The organism is Bradyrhizobium lablabi, assembly GCF_018131005.1.
Taxonomy (GTDB): domain Bacteria; phylum Pseudomonadota; class Alphaproteobacteria; order Rhizobiales; family Xanthobacteraceae; genus Bradyrhizobium; species Bradyrhizobium lablabi_D.
This window is the reverse complement of the sequence record NZ_JAFCJK010000001.1, coordinates 332,538-349,530: the sequence shown is the minus strand read 5'-3', so window position 1 is coordinate 349,530 and position 16,993 is coordinate 332,538. Positions and strand designations below refer to the sequence as shown.

At 61.0% G+C, this 16,993-nt stretch carries 15 protein-coding genes; 9 read left to right on the top strand and 6 right to left on the bottom strand.

The features are described from left to right. Positions 1-49: 49 nt before the first annotated feature. Positions 50-685: a pyridoxamine 5'-phosphate oxidase family protein gene (locus JQ553_RS01655; protein ID WP_212498138.1), complete on the bottom strand. Its 636-nt coding sequence runs from the start codon at positions 683-685 to the stop codon at positions 50-52. A gap of 114 nt (positions 686-799) precedes the next feature. Here JQ553_RS01655 and JQ553_RS01650 point away from each other — a divergent pair, with 114 nt between their 5' ends. Beyond that, a complete protein-coding gene (locus JQ553_RS01650) occupies positions 800-1,693 on the top strand; it encodes a LysR family transcriptional regulator (RefSeq protein WP_212498137.1) in 894 nt (297 codons plus the stop codon). Here the strand turns inward: JQ553_RS01650 and JQ553_RS01645 are convergent. The 4 genes from JQ553_RS01645 to pobA form a co-directional block, all read right to left on the bottom strand. Then, entirely contained in the window at positions 1,690-2,133 is a 444-nt protein-coding gene (locus tag JQ553_RS01645; protein WP_212498136.1) for a PaaI family thioesterase, read from the bottom strand. The genes JQ553_RS01650 and JQ553_RS01645 overlap by 4 nt on opposite strands. Positions 2,134-2,384: 251 nt before the next feature. Further along, positions 2,385-3,437 (bottom strand): alpha/beta fold hydrolase, encoded by a 1,053-nt coding sequence (locus tag JQ553_RS01640; RefSeq protein WP_212498135.1) that lies wholly within the window; start codon positions 3,435-3,437, stop codon positions 2,385-2,387. Positions 3,438-3,510: 73 nt separating this feature from the next. Continuing rightward, entirely contained in the window at positions 3,511-5,208 is a 1,698-nt protein-coding gene (locus JQ553_RS01635) for an NAD(P)/FAD-dependent oxidoreductase (protein ID WP_312015077.1), read from the bottom strand. A gap of 575 nt (positions 5,209-5,783) precedes the next feature. Further along, entirely contained in the window at positions 5,784-6,953 is a 1,170-nt protein-coding gene (gene pobA, locus JQ553_RS01630; protein ID WP_212498134.1) for a 4-hydroxybenzoate 3-monooxygenase, read from the bottom strand. 270 nt (positions 6,954-7,223) lie between these two features. Here pobA and JQ553_RS01625 point away from each other — a divergent pair, with 270 nt between their 5' ends. From JQ553_RS01625 to JQ553_RS01590, 8 genes are all read left to right on the top strand, one after another. After that, entirely contained in the window at positions 7,224-8,246 is a 1,023-nt protein-coding gene (locus tag JQ553_RS01625) for a TRAP transporter substrate-binding protein (RefSeq protein WP_212498133.1), read from the top strand. Positions 8,247-8,408: 162 nt separating this feature from the next. After that, positions 8,409-8,957 (top strand): TRAP transporter small permease, encoded by a 549-nt coding sequence (locus JQ553_RS01620; protein WP_212498132.1) that lies wholly within the window; start codon positions 8,409-8,411, stop codon positions 8,955-8,957. 6 nt (positions 8,958-8,963) lie between these two features. Next, on the top strand, positions 8,964-10,268 hold the full coding sequence (locus JQ553_RS01615; protein ID WP_212498131.1) for a TRAP transporter large permease: 1,305 nt from the start codon (positions 8,964-8,966) through the stop codon (positions 10,266-10,268). A 4-nt stretch (positions 10,269-10,272) separates the two neighbouring features. After that, on the top strand, positions 10,273-10,734 hold the full coding sequence (locus JQ553_RS01610; protein WP_212498130.1) for a DUF3237 domain-containing protein: 462 nt from the start codon (positions 10,273-10,275) through the stop codon (positions 10,732-10,734). A gap of 118 nt (positions 10,735-10,852) precedes the next feature. Beyond that, positions 10,853-11,656 (top strand): crotonase/enoyl-CoA hydratase family protein, encoded by an 804-nt coding sequence (locus JQ553_RS01605; protein ID WP_409363030.1) that lies wholly within the window; start codon positions 10,853-10,855, stop codon positions 11,654-11,656. Next, positions 11,653-13,533 carry a feruloyl-CoA synthase gene (locus JQ553_RS01600; protein WP_212498128.1) on the top strand — a complete coding sequence of 627 codons (1,881 nt, stop codon included), beginning with the start codon at positions 11,653-11,655 and terminating at the stop codon, positions 13,531-13,533. Before JQ553_RS01605 ends, JQ553_RS01600 begins: the two co-directional genes overlap by 4 nt. A gap of 13 nt (positions 13,534-13,546) precedes the next feature. Then, the gene (locus JQ553_RS01595; protein WP_212498127.1) at positions 13,547-13,966 is read left to right on the top strand and encodes a thioesterase family protein; all 420 of its coding nucleotides are present in this window, start codon (positions 13,547-13,549) and stop codon (positions 13,964-13,966) included. A gap of 89 nt (positions 13,967-14,055) precedes the next feature. Then, positions 14,056-15,207, top strand: a complete 1,152-nt coding sequence (locus tag JQ553_RS01590; RefSeq protein ID WP_212498126.1) for an ABC transporter substrate-binding protein — start codon at positions 14,056-14,058, stop codon at positions 15,205-15,207. A gap of 202 nt (positions 15,208-15,409) precedes the next feature. Here the strand turns inward: JQ553_RS01590 and JQ553_RS01585 are convergent, their stop codons facing one another. Beyond that, positions 15,410-16,858: a sensor histidine kinase gene (locus tag JQ553_RS01585; RefSeq protein WP_212498125.1), complete on the bottom strand. Its 1,449-nt coding sequence runs from the start codon at positions 16,856-16,858 to the stop codon at positions 15,410-15,412. Positions 16,859-16,993: the final 135 nt, after the last annotated feature.

Sequence of the window (16,993 nt, the reverse complement as noted above, 5' to 3'; positions counted from 1 at the left end):
TGGTTTTCCTTGCGCGAACCGGCATCCACTTCGCTGGGAAACGGCGCGGCTAACCCGTCGTGACTGGTACCGGCTGGCGCTTGAGTGCGGCGAGTTCGGCCTCCAGCTCCGCGATCCGCGCGTCGCGTGCGGCAAGCGCCGCGGCGACGTCAGCGGCGTCGAACTTCTGCGGGATGTGCTGCGGGCAATTGGTATCCCACGCCGCTATCTTGAACAATATGACGTGCTCCGGCCGCGCCCTGTAGCCTTGCGGCATCAGCGCCTGCGTCAATGCAGGGTCATCCTCGACGACATGAGCCTCACCCCAGATCTTGACGCGGCGGCGGTGCGCATAGTCCATCACGAAGATATAAGCCTTGGGGTTCTCCGACAGATGGCCCTGGGTGATGTATTGTCGGTTGCCACTGTAGTCGGCAAACGCAATCGTATTCTTGTCGAGGATCTTGATGAATCCCTTGGGTCCGCCGCGATGCTGGATGTAGGGCTGGCCATCGGCCGAGGCGGTCGCGAAATAGAAGCTGTTGGCGTTGGTGAGGAAACCGGCGAGGTTCTCGTCGATCTCAGTGCGCCAACCGCCGCGCTCATCGACACGGGCAAAGGCCTCGCGTGAGCCCTTGCGGGTCTGAATCGCTTTTACCGCCGCGCTGAACAGGACATCGCCGACATTGGGCTGCGCGTCTGCCATCTGCATCTCCCGTCATGGGGTCAAAATCATGCGCCGCTGTTAAAGTGGACGTTTCCGAAATTTAAGCAATTCGGATAGTTGACACTACACTGTTGCTGAATATGCAATAGTCGCATGGACCGGATCGACGCTATGCAGGCCTTCGTCGTCGTGGCCGATCTGCAGGGCTTTGCTCCTGCAGCGCGGAAGCTCGGATCGTCTCCGTCCGCCGTCACGCGGATGGTCGCGGCCCTTGAGGAGCACCTCGGCGCTCGGCTGCTGCAGCGGACTACGCGTCAGGTCACTTTGACCGACGCAGGCTCACGCTACCTCGAGCGGGCGCGCCGGATCCTCGCCGATGTCGAGGAGGCCGAAGACGCCGTCGAGGGTGAACGCACGCGCCCGGAGGGGCGCGTGGTGATCTCGGCCCCGATGGGTTTCGGTCGGCTGCATGTCAGCCCGGTTGTATCGGCCTTTCTGAAGCGTTATCCCGATGTCGCCGTCGATCTGCGCCTGTCGGACCGCATGATCAACCTGGTTGAAGACGGCGTCGACCTCGCGGTCAGGATCGGACATCTGCCCGATTCGACCTTGGTGGCGCGCCATGTCGGCGAGATGCCTCGCATCGTGGTGGCTTCGCCTGGCTATCTGCGGGCGCGTGGCGAGCCGGCGCGGCCATCGGATATTTCCGGGCACGACACGATCCAGTTCGGCGCCATGACCGCCGCGCTCGACTGGCGTTTCATCGAGGACGGCCAGGAGATCCGCGTCTCCAGTTCGCCACGTTTCACCACCAACAGCTCGGATGCCGCCGTCCACTATGCCGAACAGGACGGCGGGCTGACACGGGTGATGGCCTATCAGGCCGCCGAATCGCTGAAGGCCGGGCGGTTGAGGGTGGTGCTCGCGGATTTTGCGCCGCCGGCGATGCCGATCCACATCGTCTATCCGACCTCGCGGCTTCTGTCAGCCAAGGTGCGAACCTTCATCGATCTCGCGACGGAGATCAGCGACTGGCATTTCCGCTAGCCTACAGGCTCCTTCTTCGGCACCACGCGGAACGTGCCGTTGGCGCGTGCGATCGTCACATCGTCGGCCCTGATCAGGCTCTGCGCGAAGCAGATCGTGCTGCCGGTCTTGATCACGTCGGACTCGACGGCGAGCCATTGTCCGATATCGGCAGTGCCGATGAAATCGACTGCCAGCGAGATTGTGACAAACGTAGTCTTCCAGCCCGTCGCCTGTGCGCAGCTGTAGCCCATCGCGTTGTCGGCAAGCGCAGCGATCAGGCCGCCATGGATCAGACCGCGGCCGTTGGTGTGCGGCTTTGCCAGCCGCAGTCCGATGATGACGGCCTTGTCGGTCTTCTTCGAATAAAGCGGCTCCCAGGGCTCCGTGAGCGGGCTCTTGCGGAAATGTGGCTCGAAGCCCGCGGGGACGTCGGTGGTGACGGACGTTTCGATAGTCATGTGCGGCTCGCGCATTGGCGTTTTGCTGGCCCATTGAACGCGATGTCGATGACGCTTTCACCACCTACAAAGTTTTAAACGGGATTTGCGCGGCTGTTTGAAAGGCCATTTGACGCTCTCGCGCCGGCGGAGGAGCCGTCCACAGCATTAAAAACGGGGCTACGGCGCCTGCGCAAACCGGACATTCGCGGAAACAGAATACCCGCGAAGTGCAAGCTTCAGGGTTCACGCGACCCGCCGTAGCTCGCGAGCTAGACTTCTGACGCAAGCAATTCGCTTAAGTGCTTGTCGAGCTGACCGATAGCGTTTGGATCAGCACCGAAAAGTGCAAGATGGCCATCGACGGTTTGGATCGGCCGAAACTCAGCATTCGGAATCAACCGCCATTCGGCCTGGCAATCGGATGGAGGGAAGAACATGTCCGAAGACATCGGCATGACAAACGTCTTGGCTTTGATCCGGCCCAACGCTGCTCGTAGATCGCCGCCGGTGTGGCGGCTGACGTCGCCGCGCTGCCATTTCCATGCCATGCACAGCAAATCGTTGGGGTCCATGACGCTGAAATAGCCGTTCATGAAGTTTATGATGAAATCGTCCATCGACGAAAAGCCCAACGCCTTGTGCCGGTCTTGCTGGAAAAATTCCGTGCTCCAACCCATAACGGCCCACATTTTAGCGTGGCGCAGCAGGCCTTCCCTCACGTCGACCGACGACGCGTAAAAGCCTTTATTAAAGCCCGGGTCGGATGTGATCGCCTCGACCAGCGTTTCCGTGAAAAGAGAATCGTGGATGGTGTTCTTGGCGGTGCCGGCGATAGGCGCAGCGCGCTTCACCATGTCGGGGTAGCGTACCGCCCATTCGTAGGTCTGTTGTGCGCCCATTGAGCCACCAACAACAAGCGCGAGACGTTTCAAGTCGAATTTTTCCGTGAGAAGCTTGTGTTGCGCACGCACATCATCTCCGATGCGCACACGGGGAAAATTTCCCATCCCGCCCGGCGCCGGTGTGTTGTGCGGTGAAGATGAAAGACCATTGCCAATCTGATTGACGACAACGATGAAATACTTGTCGGGATCGAGGGCGCGGCCCTGACCGACATACACCTGCTCGATGATTTTGTTTGTGCCGGAGTACCAGGTGGGGATGAGAACGGCGTTATCTTTCGCAGCATTGAGCCTGCCGAAAGTTGCATAGGCAAGTTTGCATGAGCGAATCGTGCCGCCTTCTTCCAAATCGAGATTGCCGATGTCGTGAAGCTCGTAGGGGCCGTGCACGTCCTGCGAGTAGTAGCTGTTCTCGATCATTATGTCCTCCCGACGGCATTTGTGGGCGGCAAGGCTGATGCCTTCCCGCCCTATTTCAGTTGTTTACGTCCGGTTACGCCAATTCAAATCCTTCGTAGCCTCTGGCTGCGACCTCGTCACACTTCTTCCTGTAGCCACCGACGCCTTCCGGTCCCAGATAGGGCAAGAAGGCGCGCGGCTTGCCGGGGATGTTGGCGCTCATGTACCAGGAGTTGGCGCTGGTCATCAGCGTCGCGTTGACGATTTCGTTGACATGCGCAACCCATTGGTCCTGCGCCGCAGGCATCGCCTCGATGGTGGTCTTTCCGGTCTTGCGCATGGCTTCGATGCAATCGGTGATCCATTCCACATGCTGCTCAATCGAGACCGGCATGTTGGACAACACAGAAGGGCTTTGCGGGCCGGTGATAGTGAACAGGTTGGGAAAGCCGGCGACCGAAATGCCAAGGTAAGTGTGCGGTCCGTCGCGCCACTCCTGATCCAGCGTGCGTCCGTCACGGCCTTTTAGCTTCAGCGCCTTCAGCGGGCCGGTCATGGCATCGAAACCGGTCGCAAAAACGATGATATCGAGGGGATATTCCTTGCCGCCTGCGCGGATGCCCGCTTCGGTGATCTCGTCAATCCCGCCGTCGGTTTTTGCATCGACCAGCACCACGTTGTCCTTGTTGAATGTCTCGTAGTAATTGGTGTCCAGCGGCTGACGCTTGGTGCCGTAGGCGTAGCCCTTTGGTATCAGCTTTTCGGCGACGACCGGGTCTTTCACAGTCTTGCGGATCTTGCGCTTGATGTAGTCGGCGCAGATGTCATTGGCCTCCTGCGAGAAGAACATGTCCTGATAGTTGGCCAACCAGAAGGCGAATCCGCCGGCGTCCCACATCCTGTCGAATTCACGCTCCCGCTCCGCGGGTGTTGCCTCGAGCACCGACTTCGGAATGAAGTAATGCTCCTGGCCGAAGAACGATTCCCGGATTCGTTTGGCGATACCCTCATAGTCCGCCTTTCGGGCCTTGACCAATTCGGGGTCCACCTTGCCGTTGCGCGCCGGCACGCAGTAGTTGGCGGTGCGCTGGAACACGGTGAGTTGCTTGGCCTGCTGCGCAATTTCGGGAATGGCCTGTACCGCAGTGGCGCCGGTGCCGACCACGCCCACGCGCTTGTTGGTGAAGTCAATGCCGGTGTGAGGGAAGCGACTGGTGTGGTACCACTTGCCCTCGAATTTCTCCAAGCCCTTGAACTGAGGCATGTTCGTGGTCGACAAAGTGCCTACGGCCGGCATGAGGTAACGCGCCGTAACCGTTTCCCCTGTGTCGGTATGCACCGTCCACAGGTTGGTTGTCTCGTCGAATTCCGCGCTCGTCACGCTCGTATTGAATTGAATATCGCGTTTCAGGTCGTGGCGTTTGGCAACATGCTCCAGGTAATTGAGGATTTCGGGCTGCTCGGGATAGCGTTCGGACCATTCCCAATCTTGCAGGAGCTGCTTGTCCCAGGTGAAGCAATAAATGTAGGCGTCAGAATCGCAGCGCGCGCCGGGGTAGCGGTTCCAGTACCAGGTACCGCCAACGCTTTCGCCGGTTTCATAGACCCGCACCTTCAACCCCAACTTGTCCCTTAGCGACTTCAGCATGTGCAGGCCAGAAAAGCCTGCACCGATGACGACGGCGTCAAAGTCTTGAGTTACGGCCATTTCTCCCTCCAGTTTTGTTATTTGAACGGACGAAAGAGAAAATCGGTCTCCATAGATGGAAATTACCCGCAGCACATGCCACACGAGCACAGCCTAGATGTCACTTTCCAACAACCGCGAACGCCAGCGCTGCATCAGGATGACGCCGGAATTTCGCGCAAGGGGTGGATCCGGTCTGGTGTTGGCAGGGCCTGCCGAGGTCAGCCTTTAGAGGCCACGACAACCATTGGCCGGTGTTGAACCTTGATCTGGAGGTCGTGCATCCTGCTTTTGTTTTTCCAAGATGGCCAATCTACCTACCGAACAAGAGTTCATGCAAGGAAAACGCACCGTGTTTCACGATCGACTGAAGGCAATGTGCTTGCGAAGATATTGACTGAGATGAATCATGCCGCGTCAACGATGCCGAGAGTGGTCTGTTGCGACAGCAAGGCTGTCCAATGTCTTGCGATGCGCTCTACTCGTAGTGCCGGACTTGGGGAGAGCCTTTCTGACTTCCAGAATCGCAGAACGACGCAGACTCGACTGGCCTTGAAGTCGAGTGAGGAATGAATCGTGCGCTCGAACGATCCACCAAGCGCGGAGTGGAGGTGCGTCGCGGCTTTCGTCAGAACCTGACGTCTACGGCTTTATGAGTGCACATCCTAGCCTGGACCAGGCTAGAACGGCAGCCCCACATAATTCTCCGACAGCGAGGTCGACGCGGCCTTCGAACTCACCAGATAGTCCAGCTCGGCGATCTGGATGCGCGCCGCGAATTCGCCCTCGTCGGGGAATTTGTGCAGCATCGAGGTCATCCACCACGAAAAGCGCACCGCCTTCCAGACCCGCGCCAGTGCTTTTGCCGAGTAGCCGTCGATCCCGGCCGCGGATTTTTCGTCGTAGAATTGGAGAAAGGCCTGCGAGAGGTAGTGTACGTCGCTGGCTGCGAGATTCAGGCCCTTGGCGCCGGTCGGCGGCACGATATGCGAGGCATCGCCCGCAAGAAACAATCGGCCGAACCGCATCGGCTCGGCGACGAAGCTGCGGAGGGGCGCGATGCTTTTCTCGATCGAGGGGCCGGTGACGAGCTCGTCGGCCGCCTTCTGGTCGAGGCGGCGCTTCAATTCGTCCCAGAACCGCTCGTCCGACCATTGGTCGACATGATCGTCGAGTGGGCACTGCACGTAATAGCGGCTGCGGTGGGTCGAGCGCATGGTGCAGAGTGCGAAGCCGCGCTCATGGTTGTTGTAGATCAGCTCGGGCGAGACTGGAGGTGTCTCCGAGAGGATGCCGAGCCAGCCGAACGGATAGACACGCTCATAGCTCGTGATGGCCGATGCCGGAACACTGGTGCGACTGATGCCATGGAACCCGTCACAGCCGGCGATGAAATCGCAGGCGATTTCGTGGCTGACGCCGTCCTTCACGTAGGTGACGCGCGGATTGTCGGTATCGAAATCATGCGGTTTCACGTCGGCCGCTGAGTAGATCGAGGTGAGGCCGGCCGCCTTGCGCGCGTTCATCAGGTCGAGGGTGACCTCGGTCTGGCCGTAGATCGTGACTGTCTTTCCGGTCGCGGCATGCATGTCGATGCGGTGCCGCGCCCCGGCAAACGCCAGTTCGACGCCGTGATGGACCAGGCCCTCACTATGCAGGCGGCTGGCGGCACCGACCTTGTCGAGCAGCGACACCGTGCCCTCTTCGAGCAGGCCGGCGCGGATTCGCCCGAGCACGTAGTCGGGGGTCTGCCGTTCCAGAATGACGTTGTCCACGCCATAATTGTGAAGTAGTTGCCCAAGCAACAGTCCGGCCGGACCTGCGCCTATGATTGCTACTTTTGTCCGCAATACCTGCTCCTCCCGATACGGTAGGCTTGAGCAACGCGCCCGCGCCGCGGGCGGCCGTCGTCAGCTTGCCATGGTAATTATATCATATAACAGTCTTCGCAAAGCGCGTCCGGGCGGAAATGCGTTCGCCGCAACGCGAGGTGTCGAAGCGGCCGGTATTGCGTCGGGGCGGGGAGCGTTTCACCTTGAACAAAGGTGCAGACTATATAACATGTTAACTAATGAGACCGGGCATGTGAAGCCTGCCGTCATGCAGAGGGAGAGGATGCGATGAAAAAGACCTTGTTGGCGCTTCTCGTAGTCGCTGGGGTCGCGCCGGCGTTTGGGCCCGCCTTGGCGCAGGACAAGACTGTCAATCTCAAGGTATCGCTGTGGGTGCCACCGGCGCATCCGCTGGTGCCGGCGACGCAGGCCTGGGCCGCCGACATCGAGAAGGCGTCGGGCGGCACCATCAAGGTCACGGTGTTCCCCTCCGAGCAGCTCGGCAAGGCATTCGACCATTACGACATGGCGCGCGACGGCATTGCCGATGTCACCTATGTCAATCCCGGCTACCAGCCCGGCCGATTTCCGATCGCGGCCGCCGGCCAGCTTCCATTTACCTTCTCCGACGGCAAGAAGGGCACGCTGGCGCTGAACGAGTGGTACCACAAATACGCGCCGACCGAGATGAAGGACACCAAGCTCTGCTTCGCGTTCATCCACGATCCCGGCGCGCTGCACGGCAAGAAGAAGATCCTGCTGCCGAGCGACCTCAACGGCGTGAAGGTGCGTCCGGCGCAGAGCACGATCGGGGAGATGGTGAAGATGTTCGGCGGCACCAATGTGCAGGCCTCGGCGCCGGAATCGCGTGACGCGATCGAGCGGGGTGTGGCAGACGCGATCACCTTCCCCTGGGGTTCGATCTTCCTGTTCGGCATCGACAAGGTGGTGAAGTACCACATGGATGTGCCGCTCTATTCAACGGTGTTCACCTACAATATCAACCTTGCCAAATACAATTCGATGTCGGACGCCCAAAAGAAGGTGATCGACGACCATTGCACGCCCGAATGGGCCTCCAAGGTCACCGATCCCTGGACCGATTTCGAGGCCAATGGCCGCACCAAGATGAAGGCGCTCGAGGGCCACGAGGTCTATCCGCTCACCGCGGATCAGCTTGCGGAGTGGAAAAAGGCGGTCAAGCCGCTGCGCGATAGCTGGGTGGAGGCGGTGAAGAAGGCGGGCGGCGACGCGGCCGCAATCGAGGCCGATCTGCAGGCCAAGCTGAAGAAGTTCGAGGCGGGGATCTGATCTCGTCATTCCGGGGCGCACGCCAGCGCGAACTGCGATGTGCGATTGCACATCTGAGAATTTCCTGCCGACAATCCAAATTCCGGGTTCGCTCGCGTGGCGAGCGTCCCGGAATGAAGGTTCCTGACATGATCGTTCGAAACCATGGCGGCTAATTCCGAAATGACCCAAGACGGCGCGCTTATCGGTCCGCCCGGACCGGCACACAAGAATATCATGGACCGCTTCATCGATTCGATCGAATGGATCGCGGCGTTCTTCGTCGGCATTGTTGCGCTCAACACGTTCACAGCAGTGTTCATGCGCAAATTCTTCGCGGTGACGATTCCCGATTATTACAATTTCGGCCAGTTCCTGCTCGGCATCCTGATCTTCTGGGGGATCGCGGCGACGAGCTATCGCGGCACCCACATTACCGTCGATCTGGTCTGGGCCAATGCCTCGCCGCGCTACCAGCGCTGGATCGATATCTTTGCGACGCTGGTGCTGCTGTTCGTGGTGACGGTGCAGACCTACACGCTGATCGATAAGGTGATCGATACCAAGAACGGCCATATCGTCACCATGGATCTGGGCGTTCCGATCTGGCCGTTCTTCCTGGTGTCGTGGATCGGCGACGTCTCCGCGGTGCTCTTGATCGCGATCCGCACCTACCGGCTGGTCTTCCATCCGGAAGACATCCATGACGTCAAGATCAAGACCGCGGAGTAGGCGGCAATGAGCAACGAGACCGTTGCCGTCGTCGGCTTTGTCAGCCTGTTCGTGCTGATGCTGTTGCGCGTGCCCGTCGGCATGGCGATGGGCCTCGTCGGCATCACCGGCTTTGGCTACCTCACCGGATTCGCGCCGGCGCTGAAGCTGGTCGGCCAGACCACCATGCGCACGGTGACGGATTATTCCTTCGGCGTGATCCCGATGTTCCTGTTGATGGGAGCGTTCGTCTCGGTCTCGGGCATCAGCCGCGAGCTGTTCCGCGCCGCCAACACCTTCGTCGGGCACTGGAGGGGCGGGCTTGGTATCGCGACTATCGCCGCCTGCGGCGGTTTTGCCGCCATCTCCGGCTCCTCGGTCGCGACCGCCGCGACTTTCTCGGCGGTCGCTTATCCCGAGATGCGACGCTTCGGCTATCCGCAATCCTTTGCGACCGGCGTGATCGCGGTCGGCGGCACGCTGGGGGCAATGCTGCCGCCGTCCACCGTGCTCGCGGTCTACGGCATCATCACCCAGCAGGACATCGGCAAGCTCTTCATCGCCGGCGTGGTGCCGGGCCTGCTCGCGATTCTCATGCATATGATCACGATCGGCATCATCGGCGTCGCGCGGCCGGGCTTCCTGCCGGCCGGCAAGCGGGCGTCGTGGCGCGAGCGCCTGGTCGCGCTGCGCGACGTCTGGTCGCCGCTGCTGCTGTTTCTGTTCGTGATCGGCGGCCTCTATGGCGGCTTCTTCATCCCGACTGAAGCCGGTGCCGTCGGCGCCGTCGGCGCCTTCATCATCGGCATCATCAGAGGCAAGCTCACCAGGGACGGCATCCTGCAATCGCTGCTGCAGTCGACGCGCACCGCGGCGGCCGTGTTCACCGTGCTGATCGGCGCGCTCTGCTTCGGCTATTTCCTTACCATCACCCAAACGCCGCAGAACGTGACCACCTTCCTCACCGGGCTCGGCATCGGCCCCTATGGCGTGCTGGCGCTGATCCTCTTGATGTACCTGGTGCTCGGATGCCTGATGGACGCGATGGCGATGGTGATCCTCACGGTGCCGATCGTGTTCCCGGTCGTGACCTCGCTCGGCTTCGATCCGATCTGGTTCGGCATCGTCATCGTCATGACGGTCGAGCTCGGCCTGATCCATCCACCGGTTGGCATGAACGTGTTCGTGATCAAGAGCGTCATCAAGGATGTCAACATGTCGACGATCTTCGTCGGCGTGCTACCCTTCGTGGTGACCGACCTGATCAGGCTCGTGATTCTGATCCTGTTCCCGTTGCTCGCGACGTGGCTGCCGCAACGCATGATCGGCTAAATTCATGACACCAGAGATCCAGACCCGATACGCCTTCACCATCACCGCGTTGATCGGCCCGGTGACGTCGGCGGGCGAGACCGGTAGCGGCGTCCGCCGTATCATCCCGATCATCGGCGGCGAGGTGAAGGGCGAGAGGATCAACGGCAAGGTTTTGAGCTTCGGCGCCGACTTCCAGATCGTCCGGCCGAACGAGCTGATCGATCTGGAAGCCAAATACGCCTTCGAGACCGACGACGGCGCGGTGGTCTATGTCGAGAACAGGGGCATCCGCTTCGGGCCGGTTGAGCTGTTGCAAAAGCTGAAGCGCGGCGAACCGGTCGACCCGCAACTGATCTACTTCCGCACCGTGCCGCGATTCGAGACGGGCAGTGAGAAATACCGCTGGCTGATGGAGCACATCTTCATCGCCTCCGCCGCCCGTCACGCCGATCGCGTCGTAATCGACGTGCATCAGGTGTTGTAACAGTCTTCATCCTTCCCTGAAGGGGGAAGCCAAAGTGTTCCGCACGGTGGGAGCCAGCCGCCACGTATTGACTCTTCTCTCTATCGTTATAAAACATAACTATTCTGGAGAGGAAGCAATAGCGATGGGAAACGCCGCCTCCACCGCGAGTGATGCCTTGCCGCTCGAGATCGAGACGCGAGGTGCGGTGCTGGTCGTGGGGCTCAACCGTCCCGCCAAGCGCAATGCGCTGAACGACGGCATCATTCTGGCGCTGCGGGATTGCTTTTCGGCGATTTCAGACGAGATCGGCGCCGTGGTCATCCATGGCATCGGCGATCACTTCTCCTCCGGCCTCGACCTTTCCGAACTGACCGAGCGAGATGCGACCGAAGGTCTCGTGCACTCGCGGATGTGGCATCGCGTGTTCGACCGCATCCAGTATTGCCGCGTGCCTGTGATCGCCGCGCTAAAGGGCGCGGTGATCGGCGGCGGGCTCGAGCTTGCCTGCGCGGCGCATATCCGCGTCGCCGAGCCGTCGGCCTATTTCGCGCTGCCCGAGGGCCAGCGCGGCATCTTCGTCGGCGGCGGAGGTTCCGTGCGGCTGCCGCGGCTGATCGGCGTGCCGCGGATGACCGATATGATGCTCACCGGCCGCGTCTATTCCGCGACCGAGGGCGCGGCGTATGGTTTCTCGCAATATCTCACCGAAGCGGACGGCGCGCTGTCGAAGGCGCTGGAACTCGCCGAACGCGTCGCGGCGAACGCGCCGCTGACCAATTTCGCCGTGCTGCAGGCGCTGCCGATGATCGCGGAGGCCAACCCGCAAACGGGTCTATTGATGGAATCGCTGATGGCGACCGTGGCGCAGAGCGACAAGGAAGCCAAGAAGCGCATCCGCGCATTTCTCGATCGCAAGACCGCGAAGGTGAAGCCGACATGAGCGCGCGGTGGAGCCTGATCGGTCCCGCCGAGGGCGCGCATCCGCTGCGGCCGATTTCGTTCGGCAATCCCGCGGTCACGATCGAGGGTCGCGACGACGGCACGATTTACCTGCGCCCGAAGGCGAAGCTCGCCGCCTATCCGACGCGCATCACCGACCGTCTGCATCATTGGGCCAGGGTCGAGCCGCACCGCGTATTCATGGCCGAGCGCAATGCCGGCGGCGGCTGGCGCCAGATCACCTACGCGCGATTGCTGGAGACCTCGCGGCACATCGCGTCCGCGCTGATCGGGCGCGGACTCTCGGCCGAGCGGCCGATCGTGATCCTGTCGGGCAATTCGATCGATCACGCGCTGATCGCGTTCGGCGCGCTCTATGCCGGCATTCCCTTCTGCCCGGTCTCGCCGGCCTATTCGCTGGTGTCGCGCGACTTTGGCAAGCTCAACTTCCTGATCAGGCTGCTGACGCCGGGCCTCGTCTTCATCGACGACGCCGACAAATTCGCGGCTGCGCTGCTTGCGAATGTGCCGCCGCGCGTCGAGATCGCCGCGACCCGGGGTGCTCTCCCCGGCCGCAGTGTAACGCGGCTCGCCGATCTCGTCGCTACGCCGGAAGATGCGCGCCTCGATGCCATCAACGAAGGCATAGGCCCGGATACGATCGCGAAATTCCTGCTGACCTCGGGCTCGACGGGCAATCCGAAGGCTGTCGTCAATACCCAGCGCATGATCTGCGCCAACCAGGTAATGCTGCGCGAGACTCTCGCGTTCCTCAAGGACGAGCCGCCGGTCATCGTCGACTGGCTGCCCTGGAATCACACCTTTGGCGGCAACCACAATATCGGGCTCACGCTGTACAACGGAGGCTCGATGTATCTCGACGAAGGCAAGCCGATGCCCGGCGGCATCGAGGAGACGGTGCGAAACCTGCGCGAGATTTCGCCGACGGTCTATTTCAACGTGCCGAAGGGCTACGAATCGCTGCTGCCCTACCTGCGCGACGATGCTGCCTTGCGGGCAAGATTCTTTGATCGCCTCCATGCGATGTTCTTCTCGGGCGCGGCACTGTCGCCATTCATCTGGAACAGCTTCGACGAACTCGCGGTGCGGGAGAAGGGTTATCGCGTGCCTGTCCTGACTGGCCTGGGCGCGACCGAGACCTCGCCGTTCTTCATGTCGGTCCGTCCCGACACCAGCCGTTCGGGCCATGTCGGTCTCCCCGTGCCGGGCAATGACGCCAAGCTTGTGCCGAACAACGGCAAGCTGGAGGTTCGCGCCAGGGGGCCAAACGTCACGCCGGGCTATTGGCGTCAGCCGGAGCTGACCGCCAAGGCGTTCGACGAGGAAGGCTTCTACAAGTTCGGCGACGCGCTGCGGCCGGCCGATCCGAACGACTTCGACGCGGGCTTCGATTTCGACGGCCGTATCGCCGAGGATTTCAAGCTTGCGAGCGGCACCTGGGTCAGTGTCGGCCCCTTGCGCGCGCGCTTCGTCGGCACCTGTGCGCCGCTGGTGCGTGACGTCGTGATCGCCGGCATCAATCGTGACGAAATCGCCGCTCTCGTGATCCTCGATTTGGACGGTTGCCGCCTGATCAATCCCGCCCTTGCCGCCAACGACATCGCCGCGGCAGCGGCCGATCCGCACGTCCGTGCCGCCTTTCGCGAGCGCTTCACGCGGTTTTTCGCCAGCGCCACCGGCTCGTCGAACCGCATCGCACGCGCGATGCTGCTCGATGCGCCGCTGTCGATCGATCGCGGCGAGGTCACCGACAAAGGATCGATCAACCAGCGCGCGGTGCTCGAGCATCGCAGCTCGCTGATCGAGATGCTTTATGCGCCGGCGCCGCCGGCTTCCGTGATCACGATCGCATCATGATTGAGGGTAAATCATGTTCGTCCATCGGCGCGATGTGCAGATTCAGTGGGGCGATTGCGACCCCGCAAATATCGTCTACTATCCGCGCTACTTCGCGATGTTCGACGACTCGACCTCGATCATGTTCGAAGCTGCCGGTTTCTCGAAGCAGGATATCATCCGGAAATACGGCCTGGTCGGTATTCCCATGGTTGATACGCGGGCGAAATTCCACATCCCGTCGACCCATGGCGACTGGATCACGATCGAGAGCCGGATCGACAGCATCAGGCGCTCGAGCTTCGAGGTGGTGCACAGGGTGTTCAAGGGCGAAGCGCTGGCGATCGAAGCATTCGAGACCCGCGTGCTGGTCGGCAGGCATCCGGACGATCCCAACAAACTGAAATCGGCGCCGTTTCCGCAGGAGATTGTTGACCGTTTCATGAAGGGCTGACGTGTGCGCTGTCATGACCTAAAGAAGGGGCTGAAACGGCCCACAAAACTGGTTTAAACCCAAAAAAGCATACCTTCAGGGAGGATTGAATGAAGAAGGCCTATCTCGCCGCGGCGGCGGTTGCGGCGACGCTCGCGTTGCCGGGTTCGCAGGCGTCGGCGCAGACCACCGAAATCACCATCGGTATCTCGATTTCGACAACGGGGCCTGCGGCAGCGCTTGGCATTCCCGAGCGTAACGCGCTCGATTTCGTGCCGAAGGAGATCGGCGGCGTGCCGCTGAAGCTGATCGTGCTCGATGACGGCGGCGACCCGACAGCGGCGACCACCAATGCGCGGCGCTTCGTCACCGAATCCAAGGCCGACATCATCATGGGCTCGTGCACCACGCCGCCGACGATCGCGGTGTCGACGGTCGCCAACGAGGCCGGCATTCCGCATTTCGGCCTCGCGCCGTTCCCGATCAACGAAGCGCGCATGAAGTGGTCGGTCGACCTGCCGCAGTCGATCCCGATCATGGGCAAGGTGCTCTACGAGCACATGAAGGCGCATGGCATCAAGACCGTCGGCTATATCGGCTACTCGGATTCCTATGGCGACCTCTGGGTCAACGACTTCAAGGCGCAGGCCGTGCCGATGGGTCTGACCATGATCGACGAGGAGCGCTTTGCGCGTCCGGATACGTCTGTCGCGGGCCAGGTGCTGAAACTCGTCGCCGCCAACCCCGACGCCATTCTGGTCGGTGCGTCCGGCACCGCCGCGGCGCTGCCGCAGAGCGCGCTGCGCGAGCGCGGCTACAAGGGGCTGATCTACCAGACCCACGGCGCCGCCAGCATGGACTTCATCCGCATCGCCGGTGCAGCCGCGGAAGGCGTGATCATGGCGTCCGGTCCGGTGATGTCGCCGGAGACCCAGCCGGACTCGGCGCTGACCAAGAAGCCGGGCCTTGCGCTCAACACCGCCTATGAGGCGAAGTATGGCCCGAACAGCCGCAGCCAGTTCGCCGGCCACTCCTACGACGCCTTCGAAGTCTTGAAGCGCGTCATCCCGGTGGCGCTGAAGGCCGGCAAGCCCGGCACGCCGGAATTCCGAGAGGGCATCCGTCAGGCCTTCATCAGCGAAAAGGAAATCGCCGCGACCCAGGGCGTCTACAACTGGACCGAAAAAGACCGTTACGGACTGGACGACCGCTCGCGGATCCTGCTGACAGTGAAGGACGGGAAATACGTGCCGGCGATGTGAACTGATTGCGGGTTCAAGAAACGAAGAAGCCGGTCTCCAAGCGAGGCCGGCTTTTTCTTCATCCCCTGAAGGACAGGGCGATCGCATTTGCTGGCGGGGTCGGACCGCTTCATCGGTTTTCCCACAGACGCGCCACGCCCGGCCATGACGACGCGGAAACGCCAGCGCCGAAGCCCGCCGACGCGGCCTCCGCGTCGCGAGATCACAACGGGTTGTCGGGACGCACAGGCAACGTGAATGCAAAAGCAGTTCCTGTCGGCTCGGCCGCGGTCGCCCACAATCGTCCTTCGTGCGCCTCAATGATTGAGCGGCAGATCGAGAGGCCCATTCCCAACCCGCTAGGCTTGGTCGTGTAGAAGGGAGAAAAGACTCGATCGATGCTCTCGGGCGCCATGCCGGGGCCCGAATCCTGCACCACGATGCGTATTTCCTTCTGGTTCGCTTTGTCGGTGTTGATTAGCAGTTGTCGCGTTCTTTTGTCTGAGTCACTCATCGCTTCGACTGCGTTCATGATCAGGTTGAGGATGACTTGTTGCAATTGGACTCGATCCCCTTGAACAGGCGGTAGCCCCTCAGTGAGCTGCGTCTCAACGGAGACATGGTTCTTGGCCACTTCGTGTCGGATCAGTGCAACGACCTCGAGGATCGCTTCGTTGATAGCTAGCGCGTCCCTTCGCGGAGGGGTCTTCTTGATGAAGGAACGTATTCTATCGACGATCTCCTGGGCGCGTTTGACGTCATTGACGATCCGTCCGAGTCCCTCTTTTGCCTTCGCGAGATTGGGTGGCTCGGTGCTCAACCATCGCAATGCGCTCTCAGCACTAACCGCCGTGGCCGTGATCGGCTGGGTGACTTCATGCGCAATCGACAATGACAGCTGGCCGATTGCGGAAACGCGGTTTGCGTGCGCTAATTCCAGCCCAATCTGGCGATGCCGTTGCTCGCTTTCGCGGAGCGCGAGTGCTGCCTTCTTGCTGTCGGTCAGGTCGAGCACGAAGGCAACACCTTCCTTTGGCGTTCCTTCGAACATCGTCATTCCGACCAGGACCGGCACATGACCAATGTTTCTTTGGACGTATTCCGTCTCGTATGGATGGATCATTTCGGACGCCGTTAGCTTGGACAGGCGTTGCTTGTCGACACTGCGCGTTTCGGCGGGAATCAATTCCGTCCAGCGCTTGGAGAGGAGATCGTCGCGGCTGTAGCCAGTAATGCGGAGAAAGGCGTCATTCGCGTCAACGATCCGATCGTCAGGACCCCAGATGAAGATACCGACGATGTTGGCGTCGATCAGGCGACGCACCCTCGCTTCCCGTCCTTGAAGCTCGACGAGGAGTTCGACGAAGCCGATAGATATGGAAGCCACCGCGAACAGAGTGACAAGCCAGCTGAGGTTGCGATGAAGAGCCTCCATGGCCACCATTGCTTCGTCCATCGCGGTGAACCTGGGAAGGACGTGCATGATCGCGAGATCGGCCGCATAAAATGAAGCAAGGGCCAACAGCCCCGAGTTGATCAGCAGCAGACTGATCCGCGTCCGTCCGAAGCGCTTTCCAGGACTGATCCGCCGGCAACGCCATACGCCATAGACGGCAACCGCTATGATCAGGAGATCGATAGCCGTCATCAGAGGCACGGAATTCCAGATCATGGCTTCGTCCGTAGCGCGGTCGAATGAATTAGGTCACATGTCACATGCGCATGGTGTAGCGTCAATTATTCGGAACAGCTAGAGGGTGCTGGCGCTTGGTGACCAGCCAGGTGTCCGGTCATGGTTCATCGCGCC

Bases quoted from the DNA above. Each gene is read 5' to 3' on its own strand.
- JQ553_RS01620 (WP_212498132.1), top strand. From the start codon at position 8,409: ATGACCCAAGACGGCGCGCTTATCGGTCCGCCCGGACCGGCACACAAG.
- JQ553_RS01610 (WP_212498130.1), top strand. From the start codon at position 10,273: ATGACACCAGAGATCCAGACCCGATACGCCTTCACCATCACCGCGTTG.
- JQ553_RS01640 (WP_212498135.1), bottom strand. From the start codon at position 3,437: ATGATCGAGAACAGCTACTACTCGCAGGACGTGCACGGCCCCTACGAG.
- JQ553_RS01615 (WP_212498131.1), top strand. From the start codon at position 8,964: ATGAGCAACGAGACCGTTGCCGTCGTCGGCTTTGTCAGCCTGTTCGTG.
- JQ553_RS01650 (WP_212498137.1), top strand. From the start codon at position 800: ATGGACCGGATCGACGCTATGCAGGCCTTCGTCGTCGTGGCCGATCTG.
- JQ553_RS01655 (WP_212498138.1), bottom strand. From the start codon at position 685: ATGGCAGACGCGCAGCCCAATGTCGGCGATGTCCTGTTCAGCGCGGCG.
- JQ553_RS01625 (WP_212498133.1), top strand. From the start codon at position 7,224: ATGAAAAAGACCTTGTTGGCGCTTCTCGTAGTCGCTGGGGTCGCGCCG.
- JQ553_RS01595 (WP_212498127.1), top strand. From the start codon at position 13,547: ATGTTCGTCCATCGGCGCGATGTGCAGATTCAGTGGGGCGATTGCGAC.
- JQ553_RS01585 (WP_212498125.1), bottom strand. From the start codon at position 16,858: ATGATCTGGAATTCCGTGCCTCTGATGACGGCTATCGATCTCCTGATC.
- JQ553_RS01600 (WP_212498128.1), top strand. From the start codon at position 11,653: ATGAGCGCGCGGTGGAGCCTGATCGGTCCCGCCGAGGGCGCGCATCCG.
- JQ553_RS01645 (WP_212498136.1), bottom strand. From the start codon at position 2,133: ATGACTATCGAAACGTCCGTCACCACCGACGTCCCCGCGGGCTTCGAG.
- JQ553_RS01590 (WP_212498126.1), top strand. From the start codon at position 14,056: ATGAAGAAGGCCTATCTCGCCGCGGCGGCGGTTGCGGCGACGCTCGCG.